This window comes from Pseudomonas sp. HMSC063H08 (assembly GCF_001813645.1).
Classification (GTDB): domain Bacteria; phylum Pseudomonadota; class Gammaproteobacteria; order Pseudomonadales; family Pseudomonadaceae; genus Pseudomonas; species Pseudomonas aeruginosa.
This window is the reverse complement of record NZ_KV813412.1, coordinates 99,147-113,358: the sequence shown is the minus strand read 5'-3', so window position 1 is coordinate 113,358 and position 14,212 is coordinate 99,147. Positions and strand designations below refer to the sequence as shown.

11 protein-coding genes and 1 pseudogene are annotated in these 14,212 nt (G+C 64.0%); 7 read left to right on the top strand and 5 right to left on the bottom strand.

Annotation, left to right across the window (positions count from 1 at the left end):
• The 4 genes and pseudogenes from HMPREF2924_RS34205 to HMPREF2924_RS34200 all read left to right on the top strand — a co-directional run.
• A pseudogene (locus tag HMPREF2924_RS34205) lies at positions 1 to 143 on the top strand (Rhs element Vgr protein); the annotation flags it as partial.
• A complete protein-coding gene (locus tag HMPREF2924_RS09980; protein ID WP_003124883.1) occupies positions 133 to 873 on the top strand; it encodes a DUF4123 domain-containing protein in 741 nt (246 codons plus the stop codon). The pseudogene HMPREF2924_RS34205 and the gene HMPREF2924_RS09980, both read left to right, overlap by 11 nt.
• The gene (locus HMPREF2924_RS09975; RefSeq protein ID WP_023094780.1) at positions 870 to 5,714 is read left to right on the top strand and encodes an RHS repeat-associated core domain-containing protein; all 4,845 of its coding nucleotides are present in this window, start codon (positions 870 to 872) and stop codon (positions 5,712 to 5,714) included. The genes HMPREF2924_RS09980 and HMPREF2924_RS09975 overlap by 4 nt, the downstream gene beginning before the upstream one ends.
• A 9-nt stretch (positions 5,715 to 5,723) precedes the next feature.
• Entirely contained in the window at positions 5,724 to 6,158 is a 435-nt protein-coding gene (locus HMPREF2924_RS34200) for a hypothetical protein (protein WP_016254153.1), read from the top strand.
• A 361-nt stretch (positions 6,159 to 6,519) separates the two neighbouring features.
• Here HMPREF2924_RS34200 and HMPREF2924_RS09970 read toward each other — a convergent pair whose 3' ends face one another.
• Positions 6,520 to 7,122 carry a glutathione S-transferase family protein gene (locus tag HMPREF2924_RS09970; RefSeq protein WP_003097816.1) on the bottom strand — a complete coding sequence of 201 codons (603 nt, stop codon included), beginning with the start codon at positions 7,120 to 7,122 and terminating at the stop codon, positions 6,520 to 6,522.
• A gap of 55 nt (positions 7,123 to 7,177) precedes the next feature.
• Positions 7,178 to 8,344 (bottom strand): aminotransferase-like domain-containing protein, encoded by a 1,167-nt coding sequence (locus HMPREF2924_RS09965; protein ID WP_003136166.1) that lies wholly within the window; start codon positions 8,342 to 8,344, stop codon positions 7,178 to 7,180.
• An 81-nt stretch (positions 8,345 to 8,425) separates the two neighbouring features.
• On the opposite strand from HMPREF2924_RS09965, the gene HMPREF2924_RS09960 reads away from it, so the two are divergent.
• Positions 8,426 to 8,902 (top strand): MarR family winged helix-turn-helix transcriptional regulator, encoded by a 477-nt coding sequence (locus tag HMPREF2924_RS09960; protein WP_003097819.1) that lies wholly within the window; start codon positions 8,426 to 8,428, stop codon positions 8,900 to 8,902.
• 49 nt (positions 8,903 to 8,951) lie between these two features.
• Here the strand turns inward: HMPREF2924_RS09960 and HMPREF2924_RS09955 are convergent, their stop codons facing one another.
• On the bottom strand, positions 8,952 to 9,587 hold the full coding sequence (locus HMPREF2924_RS09955; RefSeq protein WP_003087573.1) for a hypothetical protein: 636 nt from the start codon (positions 9,585 to 9,587) through the stop codon (positions 8,952 to 8,954).
• 230 nt (positions 9,588 to 9,817) lie between these two features.
• Between HMPREF2924_RS09955 and HMPREF2924_RS09950 the strand changes: the two genes are divergently transcribed.
• Positions 9,818 to 11,014, top strand: coding sequence for a benzoate/H(+) symporter BenE family transporter (locus HMPREF2924_RS09950; RefSeq protein ID WP_003087572.1), 1,197 nt, complete (start codon positions 9,818 to 9,820; stop codon positions 11,012 to 11,014).
• A gap of 6 nt (positions 11,015 to 11,020) precedes the next feature.
• Here the strand turns inward: HMPREF2924_RS09950 and HMPREF2924_RS09945 are convergent, their stop codons facing one another.
• Both HMPREF2924_RS09945 and HMPREF2924_RS09940 read right to left on the bottom strand, forming a co-directional pair.
• A complete protein-coding gene (locus tag HMPREF2924_RS09945) occupies positions 11,021 to 11,914 on the bottom strand; it encodes a bile acid:sodium symporter family protein (RefSeq protein WP_003097823.1) in 894 nt (297 codons plus the stop codon).
• A gap of 158 nt (positions 11,915 to 12,072) precedes the next feature.
• On the bottom strand, positions 12,073 to 12,834 hold the full coding sequence (locus HMPREF2924_RS09940) for an SDR family oxidoreductase (RefSeq protein ID WP_003087566.1): 762 nt from the start codon (positions 12,832 to 12,834) through the stop codon (positions 12,073 to 12,075).
• A 250-nt stretch (positions 12,835 to 13,084) separates the two neighbouring features.
• Here HMPREF2924_RS09940 and HMPREF2924_RS09935 point away from each other — a divergent pair, with 250 nt between their 5' ends.
• Complete coding sequence (locus HMPREF2924_RS09935) at positions 13,085 to 14,089, top strand: NADP-dependent oxidoreductase (protein ID WP_003110637.1); 1,005 nt, start codon at positions 13,085 to 13,087, stop codon at positions 14,087 to 14,089.
• Positions 14,090 to 14,212 lie beyond the last annotated feature (123 nt).

Genomic DNA, 14,212 nt, shown 5'->3' with positions numbered 1-14,212 from the left:
CGCTGTTGCCGGGGCCGCTGCGGCAGGCCGACAGCGACAAGGCCGGCGCCCTCCTCACCCCGGCCCAGATCAATACCCTGAAGCGCAACGCGCCCTTCTGCGAAGAGTGCGAGAAGTGCAAGGACGGTGCCTGTGACCTCTGACGCCCTCTCCCCGCGAACCTGGCTGGCCCGACATCCGCTTCAGGCAGGCGAATGCTTGTACGCGATCTTCGGCAGCGCCAGCGATGCCGCGCCCCTGCAAGCCTACTACCGGGAAGACAGCCCACCCCTACCGCTCCCTCTCTGGAACGGTACGCCATATGCCGACTGGCAACCGGTGATGCCCTACCTCGCGAAGCTGTCCCCCAGCAGCGTATTCCTCGATTGGGCTGCCAGCGAAAAGTCTCGCGACTGGGGTTGGCTGGCAGTTTCCACCTGGTCGACAGACGCAATCCTAGAGCACCTACGCAGCCTCACCCAGGTACGCATGCCGGATGGCAGCGAAGTGTTCTTCCGTTTCTGGGACGGCCGTCACCTGCTACCGATACTCGCCCACCTCGGCGAGAAAGCGCACGAAGTACTGCCGATGTTCGGCCGTTACCTGATCAATGGCAAAGCACTCGAAACCGGCCAGGGCCATCTCCATGCCGCCCGTCCCTACCCCTGGTGGGAGGTTCCGCGGGCACTGGTCGACACGCTGCATGCCGACGACCCGACTACCGCTATCGACAACCTGCTGCAGTGGCTGCGCGAGAACCACGCAGATCTGTACTTCGCCTATCCCGAGCGAAGCCTGCAATTGCGCGCCAGACGCCTCATCGCGAAAGCCGTCGCCATGGATGAGATCAGCGGCCTGTTGTTGAACCAGTTGGAAAAGGACCTGACCCCATGATCTCGTCGTTCTACGCCATGTTCATGCTGCGCGGAGTGAACGCGAAGCAGCCGGATGCCAGCCAGTTGATCGGCGAATTCAGCTCCGGGGTGCTCAACCGCTATGAGGAATATGCGAACAGTTGGCTCTGGGGCTGGGCACTCGACGTCCAGCAGACCATCGCCCTTTCCGATGGGAACGGCAACGAGTTGACCAGGCTGAAAGCCGACAAGGACGCCAACATCCTCGAAGACGTCGCCTCATGTCCGGTCAACGGTCAACTGAAACTGCTGCATACTTTCGAATCGACCAGTTTCGTGCCCATCGGCAACACGCCTTACGAAATCACTCGGATAGGCAGCAGGACACCGCAGTTCAAGGGCGTACTGGATGCAGATGGGATGGCGAGCATAAGCGGCTGCGCTCCCAATACGCTGTACCAGGTCAAGTTCTACCCAGAGGTAAGCATCCAGGAGATCGACGCGCTCTACCGCTCCTACGACGACGTAATCGCCAAGCTGAACGAGTGGCTTCTGGAGCAATGGAACGGCCCGCTTTCCGCCGAATGGAAAAGGCTCGCGCCGGTTGGCGACCGTAGGCGGATGGAGCAGATAAACGACGCCTATCTGGACGGCATGGGCAAAGCGCTGGTCAATCTCTGGGATGATGTGGTCGAGCTGTTCGGCATCCTCGCGAACCTCGACGAGCACGCGGCGAAACTCCTTGAGTTCATCAACGAAGCGGATTTCGAAAAGCTCAAGGCTCAGGCCAAGGAACTCCTCGGTACCGCCTTGCTGATCGCCAGCGACGAACCGCTTCTGTTCATCTATGCCAGCGCCATCGTGTGCTGGATCCAGTTGCTGCCGCCCACGACTGCCGCGGAAATGGTCGCGGAACTCTCCACCGGCCTGCTCCTCGATATTCTGCTCGGCATCATCCTGACCGGCGGAGCCGGTCTCGCCGTTCGCCTGGCCGTCAAGGGCTCGAAAGCAATCAAGGCCTCCGAAGGTGCGATGCTGCTGCGCAAAGCCATGCAGGTGCTGATCGATACCAGCTGTCGGCATTCCCTCCAGTTGCACGCGGAAAAGCTGAAACCTCTGGCCGTCCGCGGTGAAGTGATGGCCAACAGCTCCAACAAGATCACCGCACAGATCCAGAGCACCGCCCAAGGCATCGCCCGCACCGAGCACGACACCCTGCCGCTGAGCCGAGGAAAGCGCGCGAACACCTCGCTCTCCAGCAGTCAGGCGACGCCCGATGCCTCCGCACCCGGCAGGACGCCCGCCGGCAAACCCGCCGACCAGGCCGCCCAGACCTGCGTCAAGGACTGTCCCGTTTCGATGGTCACCGGCGAGGAGCTGCTGACCCTGACCGACTGCGAGCTGGACGGTCCGCTGCGTTTCGCCTGGACGCGCCTGTACCGCACCAGCGCGGCGGAAATCGACAATGGTCTGGGCTTCGGCTGGAGCCATGCCCTCTCCCATCGCCTCGATCGCGACGGCGACGAGCTGGTATGGACCGATCACGAGAACCGCCGGACCCGCTTCCCGATCCCTGACGCCCAGCGCCCGGCGATCACCAACCGACTGTCGCGCGCCGCCATCTACCTCGGCGGCGACCCATCCGAACTGATCCTTGCCCAGGCCGGCGAAAAGCCGCGCTTCTACCACTTCCGCAAAGACCCGGACGGCGCTTACCTGATCGCCATCAGCGACGCCTACGGCAACCGCCTGGAACTGAGTCGCGACCGCCTCGGCCGGCCGCGCCGCCTCAGCCACAAGGCCGGGCGCGCGCTACTGCTGTGCTACCAGGGCAGGCACATCGAGCGCGTCGAGTATCAGGTGTACCAGCCCGCCGATAACCTGGAGGCCTGCTGGCACACCACCCAGGTACTCGCCCGCTACCGCTGCAACGAACGTGGCCAGTTGATCGAAGCCGGAAACGCACTCTACGAGGCCGAACGCTATCGCTACGACGCGCGCAATGTCATCCTCGAGCGCCAGTTGGCCGGCGGCGCCTCGTTCTTCTGGGAATGGGAAGGCGAAGGCAAGCAGGCCCGCGCGGTCCATCACTGGGCCAGCTTCCCGCAGATGGACTCGCGCTACGTCTGGAACGAAGACGGCAGCGTTACCGCGATCAACGCCGACGGCAGCGAGGAAGTCTATGTCCACGACGACAACGCGCGCCTGGTACGCCAGGTCGATCCCGACGGAGGCGAAACCCTCAGGCACTACGACGAGAAGGGCCAACTGGTCGCCGAACGCGATCCGTTGGGAACGATCACCGAGTACCGCTACGACCAGGCCGGACGCTTGGAGGCACTGCTCCCGGCCGAAGGCGAGCCAACCTGCTATAGCTACTTCGACGGCTTCGTGCGCAGCGTGCGCCGCGGCGAGGCGCAGTGGAAGTACGAGCGCAACACTCAGGGCGACATCACCCGCCAGACCGATCCCGAAGGCAACGTCACCCACTACGCCTACGACCACCGCGGCTGTCTGGTGGAAATCACCCATGCCGACGGCAGCCTGCACCAGTTGACCTGGAATCCGCTCGGCCAGTTGATAGAAGAACAGCTTCCGGACGGTAGCGTGCGCCGCTATCGCTACGACACACTGGGTAGACAGATCACCCGCCAGGACGAAAGCGGCGCCATCACCCGGTTCCAGTGGGATGCAGCAGGCCGCCTGAGCCAGATCACCCTGCCCGGTGGCGCCAGCCGCATGTACCGCTACAACGCTTACGGCAAGGTCACCAGCGAGTGCGACGAACAGGGCCGGATGACCCGCTACGAATATCTTGACGACCTGCACCTGGTCAGCCGGCGGATCAACCCGGACGGCAGTCAGCTGCGCTACCGCTACGAAAACGCCCGGCTACTGCTCAGCGAGATCGAGAACGAACGCGGCGAACGCTATCGCCTCGATTACCACGGCAACGGCCTGATCAGCCAGGAAACCGGCTTCGACGGCCGCCGCACCGCCTATCGCTACGACCTCAAAGGCCAGCTTCTGGAGAAAACCGAGTACGGCGACGACGGCAGCGAACTGCGCACCACCTACCAGCGCGACAGTACCGGGCGCCTGCTGGCGAAGACACTGCCCGACGGCAATCGGGTCGACTACCGCTACGATACGCTCGGACGCCTGGTCGCCGTCGACGACGGCACCTGGCCGCTGGCCTACGAATACGACCTACGGGACCGCCTGGTCCGCGAGCACCAGGGCTGGGCCACCCTTCACTACGCCTACGACGCCCTCGGCCAGTTGATCCACTGCCGACTGCCCGACGGCAACCGCGTCGACTACCGCTACCAGACCGGCGGCACCCTCTCGGCAATCGATCTCAACGGCCAGTCCCTGACCCGGCACCAGTTCGGTAGCGGTCGCGAACGCCAGCGCCAGCAGGGCGAACTGCTCAGCCAATACCACTACGATGAGCAGGGCCGCCTGCTGGCCCACCAGGTCAGTCAGCGGCAGCGCCATCTCTACCAGCGCCAGTACCGCTATGACGCTAGCGGCAACCTGGCCGCCATCGAGGACAGCCGCAAGGGCATTCGCAGCTTCCACTACGACCCGCTGGACCGCCTGCTCGGCGTACGCGGTGAAACCCCGGAAAGCTTCGTGCACGACCCGGCCGGCAACCTGCTCGCCCAGGGCGGGCAATTCGACGCGCGACAGATGGAGGTTCGCGGAAATCGCCTGCTGACGCAGGGCGACCGGCATTTCGACTACGACGCCCACGGCAATCTCGTTCGCGAACGCCGCGGCACCGGGCAGAAGCTGGTCACCGAATACAGCTACGACTGCCAACACCGCCTGATCGGCGTCAGCCTGCCGGACGGGCGCCAGGTCGTCTACCGCTACGACGCCTTCGGCCGACGCATTGCCAAGCAGGTCGACGGGCGCAATACCGAGTTCCTCTGGCTCGGCGAACGCCTGCTCGCCGAGAGCGGCGACCGGCACTACCGCACCTATCTCTACGAACCCGACAGCTTCCGCCCGCTGGCCCTGCTCGACGGCGAAGGCCCGGAACAGGTCGAACCCTGCTACTACCAACTCGACCACCTCGGTACCCCGCAGGAACTGACCCGCGCCGATGGCCGCCTCTGCTGGTCGGCGCGCTACCGGGCTTACGGCAATGTGCTCAAGCTGGACATCGCCGAAGTGGATAACCCACTGCGCTTCCAGGGCCAGTATTTCGACGCCGAGACCGGGCTGCACTACAACCGCCATCGCTACTACAATCCAAGCACGGGACGCTACCTGACCCCCGATCCGATCAGGCTGGCAGGTGGGTTGAACAGCTACCGGTACGTGCCGAATCCGACGGGGTGGGCGGACCCGTTGGGGCTGGCCTCAAATAAAACTCGCTGTCCCGAAGCATTAGACAATAATCCCCGCAAAGGGATTAACTCCACATCCGGCAGCAAAAAGCCGGCAGGACCAATCGTAGAGCTGGATGCGCAGGGAAACGAGATTTACTACCGAACACTAAGCGAGCAGCACCTTGAGATACTGAGGAACAACTTTGAAGTACCTCCGACGAGTGAGACCTTCATCTCCCCGCTACAATCCTACTCCCAAGAGTATGATGGGAAATTAGTAAGACTTACAGCCAGTCCAGGCACCATGAATGAGCTGTCTAAAATTGGAGTAACTGCAAATTCCGGAACCGGCCTATTGCTTCCAGATCTCCCTCCCGCCCGAAAGGGCTGGAAACAGAACAACGCACTATTCAAACTCGAAGCACTAAAAAAGCCAACGATAAATGAAGGAGGCGGCGTTATCAACACTGGCCTTGGGGATGGAAAAGCCCTAGAGATTTTCAACAAGAACCTAATAGACTTCGAAGTAATAGACTAGAGAAACCTCATGAAAACCATTTACAACTTCAAACAGCGTATCAAAGAAGACCCCGAGTACATTCGAAAAGCCCATGAACTCACTTTGAATACAACGAAGCCTAAAGCTGGCCTTAAAGGGACTTATGGACTACTGGGCTCAAAGGAATGGTGGGACAATCTTGAAAACGGATCAATTCCACAAAAAGAAATTTCCGGAACCATAAAGAAAGTATATTTAACGGGGCAAGACAACACCGAAGATTTCAACACGATAGATATAGAAACAGAAAACAAAACCCTCTGCACGGAGGGCACTTACACAAACAAGAATACCGACAGAAAGCATTACGAAGCAGGAAAAAAAATCACCATAAAATATGCTTTCGACCCACTAAAAAAGCCCAAGCCAAATGGAGACATCGACTATTCAAAAATAGTTGTTGAGATATTAATATCCGAATAACTGAAAATCAGCCTTAGGGAAGGTTATATAAAAAACCAAAAGACAGAAGCAAATGCCCCCCCCTATCCATGGGAATCATACATCGGAAAGTTGACATGTTCTTTTCTCGAATAAACAGAAAAGCTGGAGGATGCCAGCGAACCAGGATCGCTCCGACGAAACGCTAGCAAAGCACCATGAGCAAGTATGAATCCAGCTGAGATAACGCACACTTACTCATGACCTGGCCCAACACTGCCGGGAATTTTCCCTGGCTCAGGAAGTTCACGCATCTTGCCCAATGAGTGGAAATTTCGCTCTACCCGAAATTCCCGCTCATGACAGAAATCACTGCCTCGCCAACCGCTGATCGAATCTCCCCTCAATCCAGCATCCCCACATACCCCGGCACCTCCCCCACTCGCTTGATCCACGCGCGGATCGCCGGGTAGGCCGTCAGGTCGAAGCCGCCTTCATGGGCGACATGGGTGTAGGCGTAGAGGGTGATATCGGCGATGGAGAACTGTTCGCCGACCAGGAATGGCGTGCGCGACAGCTGTTTCTCCATGACGTCGAGGGCCTTGTAGCCGCCGATCTTCTTCTCTTCGAACTCGGCGCGGCGGGCTTCCGGGAGGCCGAGGTAGAGCTTGATGAAGCGCGCCACGGCCACATAGGGCTCATGGCTGTATTGCTCGAAGAATTGCCATTGCAGCACCTGGGTGCGCAGGCGCGGTTCGCTGGGCAACAGGGCGCTGCCGTCGGCGAGGAAGTTGAGGATGGCGTTGGACTCCCACAGGCAACTGCCGTCCTCCAGCTCCAGCACCGGTATCTTGCCGTTGGGGTTCTTCGCCAGGAACTCCGGGGTCTGGGTCTCGCCCTTGAGAATGTCCACCGGTACCCACTGGTAGTCGATGCCGAGCAGCGACATGGCCAGCTTGATCTTGTAGCAGTTGCCCGAACGGTAATCACCGTAGACCTTGTACATCGTGTCGCTCCTCGGATCGGATGGCCGGCGCCCCGGGAGGAGCGCCGATGAGGGTTCAGGCCGCTTCGGCGGCCTGGGCGTCGCGGACGACCTTGGCCAGGCGCCGCATGCCTTCGTGCAGGCGCTCCGGGGCGACGTGGCTGAAGTTCAGCCGCAGACGCCCGAGGTTCTGCTCCGGCTCGGCGAAGAAAGGTTCGCCGGGCATGAATGCGACATCGGCGGCCAGCGCCGGCTGGAGCAGGGTGCGGGTATCCAGCGGCTGCCTGAGGGTCAGCCAGAAGAACAGCCCGCCCTCCGGGATATTCCATTCGGCCAGCTCACCGAAGTGCTCCAGCAGCGCCTCCTGCATGGCGTCGCGGCGGACCCGGTAGAACTCGCGCAGTTCGGCCAGGTGCTGGCGGTAGGCCTCGCTGCCGAACCATTGCAGCGCCTGCCACTGCCCTACCCGGTTGGTATGCAGGTCGGCCGACTGTTTCAGCCGCAGCAGGTGGGGGAACAGGTCCGGGGTGGCGATCAGGAAACCGACGCGCAGGCCCGGCAGCAGGGTCTTCGACACCGTGCCGGTATAGATCCAGCTGGACTTGCGCAGGCGGCTGACCAGCGGGGTTGCGCGGCCCTCGTCGAACACCAGTTCGCGATAGGGTTCGTCTTCGATCAGGGTCACGCCGAATTCGTCGAGCAGCGCCGCCACCGCGTCGCGGCGTCCCTCGCTGTAGCGCACGCCGGACGGATTCTGGAAAGTCGGGATCAGGTAGGCGAAAGCCGGCTTGTGTCGCTCCAGGCGCTGCCGCAGGGCAACCAGGTCGGGGCCCTCGGCACCCAGCGGCACGGTCACGCAATCGGCGCCGAACAATTGGAAGGCCTGTAGCGCGGCGAGGTAGGTCGGCGCCTCGAGCAGCACCTCGGTGCCCGGATCGATGAACAGCTTGCTGGCCAGGTCGAGGGTCTGCTGCGAACCGCTGACGATCAGCACCTGGCTCGCCTCGCAGGGGACGCCGAGGGCGCGCGCTTCGGCGGCGATGGCTTCGCGCAGGGCAGGCTCGCCTTCGCTCATGCCGTACTGGCCCATGGAGGCCGGCATCTGCTCCCACTGCACCTTCGGCAGCATCGGCTCGGCCGGCAGCCCGCCGGCGAACGACATCACCTCCGGACGCTGCGCCGCGGCAAGGATTTCGCGGATCAAGGAGCTTTTCAGGCGGGAGATGCGTTCAGAGAAGGCCATGGGATCACCGGTAGCGTAGGCGGGAAAAAATGAGTCAAACTGCTTGACCGAAACTACGATGCCGCGCCCGGAAGCGTCAATATGCCTGACCTGAAAAACCACGCCGTCCAGCAGCAGGCCATGATGGAAGCCTTCTTCTTCGCGTACCAGGCCTTCACCACCAAGCCTGACGAGATGCTCGCCCGCCGCGGCCTGGGTCGCGTGCACCACCGCGTGCTGTTCTTCATCGCCCGCTATCCGGGCCTCAGCGTGAAGGAACTGCTGGCCCTGCTCGGCGTGACCAAGCAGGCGCTGAACATCCCGCTGCGCCAGTTGCTGGAGATGAACCTGATCGGCAGCGCCACCGCCGACGACGACAAGCGCAAACGCCTCCTCGGCCTCACCGCCGAGGGCGTGCGGTTGGAAAAGGCGCTGCGTCGCGAGCAGTCGCGGCTGCTCCAACGCTGCTTCGAGGAAGCCGGCGGCGAAGCGGTCTCCGGCTGGCTGGCGGTCAATCGCACCCTGGCTCGGGCGCATGCAGGCAGCCGCGGCGAAGCGGCGACGGAGGCCGCCGACTGACGCCCATGGGCCTGGCGCCTGGACGCTCGGCAAGCCGACCGGCTGCCCGCTAGCCCCGCTCCAGCTCCCGCGCCGCGCGCCAGCAGGCCAGCGCCATGGCCAGGGTGGCGGCCAGCAGCGGCAGTACCGCCAGCACCAGCAACAGCACCGAAGCCAGCATCGCGCCGCCGGCGATGTCCAGCCAGGCCATGATCCGCAGCGACGGATAGAGGTTTTCCTGCTTGAGCAGACGCAGGCCCAGCCAGAGGGTGGTAGCGCCGATCAGCGCAAGCAGCGCGAAGTACACCAGCGCCTGCCAGTTCCAACCCTGCAGCGCATCGTCGGTAACCGCCAGCAGGCTCCAGCCCTCGCCCAGCAGGGTCAGGAGAATCGACAACCATACCGGCCAGGCCAGCGAGGGGCCGCGAAAGCGCGACTCGACCAGGTGCTTGAGCCGCAGCAGCAGGTAGGCGCCGAGCAGGCTGAGGAGCAGGCCCAGCCAGTCGGCGTAGACCCCGAACGCGGCGCCATCGCCGAATGCCTCCAGCAGGCTGAGCACCATCAGCACCACGCCGCCGGCTATCGAGGCCAGGCAGAGCCAGGCGAGGATGCGCAGTTGCGCGGGCGTCCAGCGCCGGCGGAAAGCATCCGGTATGCCCTGCTCGACCAATTCGACACGCGGCGTGGCGTAGGGGTTTGCATCCATGGCGAAGCTCCTCGGCAAATGCCGGGAAGTTACCAGCTCCGCCAGCTTCCGGCAGCTGCGACTGTATGGCCAACTATGTCTGCGGCTGTACCGGGACAGCCCCTGGCCGGCTGTTTAGGCTGCGCAAAACAGAAAAAGATGATCGGCACTCCGCGCCTCGCGCAACCTGCCCCGTGGCTCCGCCCACCGCCGTGCCCGGTCGTCCCGCACACTCCATGGAAGTACCCGGCATGACCGAAACCACCCAGCCCCAGCCTCGTCTGCGTCCGTTCGCCGACTCCTCTCCCGCCGCCGTGGTGGCCGGCTTCGTCGCCATGCTCACCGGCTACACCAGCTCGCTGGTACTGATGTTCCAGGCCGGGCAGAACGCCGGTCTCAGCAGCGCGCAGATTTCCTCGTGGATCTGGGCCCTGTCGATCGGCATGGGCCTGGCGACCATCGGCCTGACCCTGCGCTACCGGGTGCCGATCGTGATCGCCTGGTCCACCCCCGGCGCGGCGCTGCTGATCAGCAGCCTGCCCGGAGTGCCGTACAGCGAGGCGATCGGCGCCTTCATCGTCTGCGCCCTCCTGATCACCCTGTGCGGCGTCACCGGCAGCTTCGAACGCCTGATGCGCCAGGTTCCCTCCTCGCTGGCCTCGGCGCTGCTGGCCGGGGTGCTGTTCCGCATCGGCATCGAGATCTGCAACGCCGCCGAGCAACAGACCCTGCTGGTGCTGGCGATGTTCTTCAGCTATCTGCTGTGCAAACGCTTCTCGCCGCGCTATGCGGTGTTCGCTGCGCTACTGGTGGGGGTGCTGCTGGCCGGGATACTGGGCCAACTGGACTTCAGCAGGTTCCGCCTGGAACTGGCGGTACCGGAGTGGACCACGCCGAGCTTCTCCCTGGCCGCCACCATCAGCATCGGCATCCCGTTGTTCATCGTCGCCATGGCGTCGCAGAACATGCCCGGCATCGCCGTGCTGCGCGCCGACGGCTACCAGGTGCCGGCCTCGCCGCTGATCTCGAGCACCGGCATCGCCTCGATCCTGCTGGCGCCGTTCGGCTCCCACGGGATCAACCTGGCGGCGATCAGCGCGGCGATCTGCACCGGTCCTTCGGCCCACGAGGACCCGCACAAGCGCTATACCGCGGCGCTCTGGTGCGGCTTCTTCAACTGCGTCGCGGGAACCTTCGGCGCCACCCTGGCAGCGTTGTTCGCGGCGTTCCCCAAGGCACTGGTGCTGTCCATCGCCGCTATCGCCCTGCTCGGCTCGATCATGAACGGCCTGGCCAATTCGATGGCCGACGAGCGCCAGCGCGAGGCCGCGCTGGTGACCTTCATGGTCACCGCCTCCGGCTTCACCCTGCTGTCCATCGGCTCGGCGTTCTGGGGCTTGGTGGCCGGCCTGCTGACTCAGTTCGTGCTCAACTGGCGGCGCGGCTGACCGACCTCAGTCCGGCGCCGTCACGGGCGCCGGCGCGGCCTGGTGGCCACGGCTGACCCACCAGCCGAAGGCCGCCGCGGTGAAGAACATCAACACCCCGTAGATCGCCGGCGGAATCGCCATGGTGCTGTTGTTCAGCAGGCTCGGACTCAGCGCCAGGGCGATCGCCAGGGTGCCGTTGTGGATGCCGATCTCCATGCCGATGGCCACCGCCTGGGCCTTCGGCAGGCGCAGCAGGCGCGGTACCCAGTAGCCCACCGCCAGGCTCAGCAGGTTGAAGGCCAGCGCGGCCAGCCCGACCACCGGCGCGTAGGTGACGAAGGTCTGCCAGTCCTTGGCCAGCGCCAGCAGGATGATCACCAGCAACAGCAGCGCGGAAAGGATCTTCACCGGCTTCTGCAGCCGATCCGCCACGGCCGGCAGGCGGTTGCGCACCAGCATGCCGATGGCCACCGGGCCGAGGACGATGACGAACACCTGCATGACCTTGCCGAACTGCAGGGGAATCGCCTGCCCGTCGCCCATGAAGTATTGCAGCGACAGATTGACGATCAGCGGCATGGTGAGGATGGCGATCACCGAGTTCACCGCGGTCAGGGTGATGTTCAGTGCCACGTCGCCATGCGCCAGGTGGCTGTAGAGGTTGGCGGTGGTGCCGCCGGGCGAGGCCGCCAGCAACATCATGCCGACCGCCAGGGCCGCCTCGAGGGCGAAGCCCTGGACGATCAGGAAACAGGCCAGGGGCAGCAGGACGATCTGGCACACCAGGCCGACCAGCACCGGCTTCGGGTAGCGCACCACGCGGAGGAAGTCGGCCGGGGTCAGGGACAGTCCGAGACCGAGCATGATGATGCCCAGGGCGATGGGGAGGAACAGGGTCAGGATGGGATCGGCGGTCATTATTGTTATTGCTCCGATGCGATGGAGACGGGCTCAGGCCCCGGATTCTCGACCCAGGTTAGTCCCCCGGCAGTGGCCTGGCGCGCCAAACCGCGCGCCGACCTGTAACAGAATGCGAATGCCCCGCGCCGGGGCATCCCGATTGTATCGCCGCCCGCTCAGATCGCCGTCGCCCCGCCGTCCACCGGCAAGGCGATACCGGTGGTGAAGCCCGCGTTGTCGCTGCACAGGTAGAGCACCGCGGCGGCGATTTCCTCGACCCGTCCGACCCGACCCAGCGGATGCATCGCGGCGGCGAACTCGGCCTTGCGCGGATCGGCCTCGTAGGCGCGGCGGAACATGTCGGTGTCGATCACCGCCGGACACACGGCGTTGACGCGGATGCCCTTCTTCGCGTACTCGATCGCCGCCGATTTGGTCAGGCCGATCACCGCGTGCTTGGAAGCAGCGTAGATGCTCATCTTCGGCGCCGCGCCGAGCCCGGCGACCGAGGCGGTGTTGACGATCGCGCCGCCGCCCTGGGCCAGCATCAGCGGGATCTGGTGCTTCATGCACAACCAGACGCCCTTCACGTTGACAGCCATGATGGCGTCGAACTCGGCTTCGTTGCCGTCGGCCAGCTTGCCCTGCTCGATCTCGATGCCGGCGTTGTTGAAGGCGTAGTCGAGACGGCCGTAGGCCGCCGCGCAACCCTCTACCAGTGCCTTGACCTCGGCGTCGCGGGTGACGTCGCAGCGAATGAAGAGGGCTTCGCCACCTGCCTGGCGGATCGCCTCGACCGTGCCCTCGCCGCCGGCGCTGTCCAGGTCGGCGACCACCACCTTGACCCCGGCGGCGGCGAAGGCCAGCGCGGTAGCGCGGCCGATGCCCGCCGCACCGCCAGTGACCAGTGCGACCTGGCCGGAAAGAAGTTTGCTCATCTGCTGCTCCTCGGAAAATCGCCTTCCGCCAACCGCGACGGAACCGGGCCGCGCCAGTCTAGCCAGGGCCGGCGCAAGGCATAGCACTATCAGGGGACTGGAGGATGGGCCATCCAGCCCGCTGATAAGACTGATGGCGGCGAATCATCGGCATAGATGACCGGTCATTTCCGCACTCGCCTTCGCTTGCCGCCGGCGCCGGCGCCGGCTATCCCTAGGGGCCTGTTTCCCGACATTCGAGTGCCCTGCCATGACCTCCCAGATCAATCGGCAATACCAGTTGGCCCAGCGTCCCAGCGGGCTGCCCGGCCGCGACACCTTCAGTTTCGTCGAGACCCCGCTCGGCGAACCGGCCGAGGGCCAGATCCTGGTGAAGAACGAGTACCTGTCGCTGGACCCGGCGATGCGCGGCTGGATGAACGACGCCCGCTCCTACATCCCGCCGGTGGGGATCGGCGAGGTGATGCGCGCGCTCGGCGTCGGCAAGGTGCTGGTTTCGAAGCACCCCGGCTTCCAGGCCGGCGACTACGTCAACGGCGCCCTCGGCGTGCAGGACTATTTCGTCGGCGAGCCCAAGGGTTTCTACAAGGTCGACCCGTCCCGCGCGCCGCTGCCGCGCTATCTCTCGGCGCTGGGCATGACCGGCATGACCGCCTACTTCGCGTTGCTCGACGTCGGCCAGCCGAAGAGCGGCGAGACCGTGGTGATCTCCGGCGCCGCCGGTGCGGTGGGCAGCGTTGCCGGGCAGATCGCCAGGCTCAAGGGCTGCCGGGTGGTGGGCATCGCCGGCGGCGCCGAGAAATGTCGCTTCCTGGTCGAGGAGCTGGGCTTCGACGGCGCCATCGACTACAAGAACGAAGACCTCGCCGCCGGACTCAAGCGCGAATGCCCGAAGGGCATCGATGTGTTCTTCGACAACGTCGGCGGCGAAATCCTCGACACGGTGCTCACCCGTATCGCCTTCAAGGCACGCATCGTCCTCTGCGGGGCGATCAGCCAGTACAACAACAAGGAAGCGGTGCGCGGCCCGGCCAACTACCTGTCGCTGCTGGTCAATCGGGCGCGCATGGAAGGCATGGTGGTGATGGACTATGCCCAGCGCTTCCCAGAAGGCCTGAAGGAGATGGCCACCTGGCTGGCGGAAGGCAAGCTGCAATCGCGCGAGGACATCGTCGAAGGCCTGGAGACCTTCCCCGAAACGCTGCTCAAGCTGTTCAGCGGGGAAAACTTCGGCAAGTTGGTGTTGAAGGTCTGAGGTCCGCCGCCGGCGCGAAGAAGCGGCGGATAGCGCCTTGCGCTATCCGCCCTGCGCCTCGCCTCGAAGAGCGTGTGCACTGAAGAAATAATGATTCCCGGCAATCCTGCCGCCTGTCCTTCG

Excerpts from the sequence above, each read along its gene's own strand:
- HMPREF2924_RS09950 (WP_003087572.1), top strand. The coding sequence starts at position 9,818 with ATGACCGAAACCACCCAGCCCCAGCCTCGTCTGCGTCCGTTCGCCGAC.
- HMPREF2924_RS09965 (WP_003136166.1), bottom strand. The coding sequence starts at position 8,344 with ATGGCCTTCTCTGAACGCATCTCCCGCCTGAAAAGCTCCTTGATCCGC.
- HMPREF2924_RS09970 (WP_003097816.1), bottom strand. The coding sequence starts at position 7,122 with ATGTACAAGGTCTACGGTGATTACCGTTCGGGCAACTGCTACAAGATC.
- HMPREF2924_RS09955 (WP_003087573.1), bottom strand. The coding sequence starts at position 9,587 with ATGGATGCAAACCCCTACGCCACGCCGCGTGTCGAATTGGTCGAGCAG.
- HMPREF2924_RS09940 (WP_003087566.1), bottom strand. The coding sequence starts at position 12,834 with ATGAGCAAACTTCTTTCCGGCCAGGTCGCACTGGTCACTGGCGGTGCG.
- HMPREF2924_RS09960 (WP_003097819.1), top strand. The coding sequence starts at position 8,426 with ATGCCTGACCTGAAAAACCACGCCGTCCAGCAGCAGGCCATGATGGAA.
- HMPREF2924_RS34200 (WP_016254153.1), top strand. The coding sequence starts at position 5,724 with ATGAAAACCATTTACAACTTCAAACAGCGTATCAAAGAAGACCCCGAG.
- HMPREF2924_RS09935 (WP_003110637.1), top strand. The coding sequence starts at position 13,085 with ATGACCTCCCAGATCAATCGGCAATACCAGTTGGCCCAGCGTCCCAGC.
- HMPREF2924_RS09945 (WP_003097823.1), bottom strand. The coding sequence starts at position 11,914 with ATGACCGCCGATCCCATCCTGACCCTGTTCCTCCCCATCGCCCTGGGC.
- HMPREF2924_RS09975 (WP_023094780.1), top strand. The coding sequence starts at position 870 with ATGATCTCGTCGTTCTACGCCATGTTCATGCTGCGCGGAGTGAACGCG.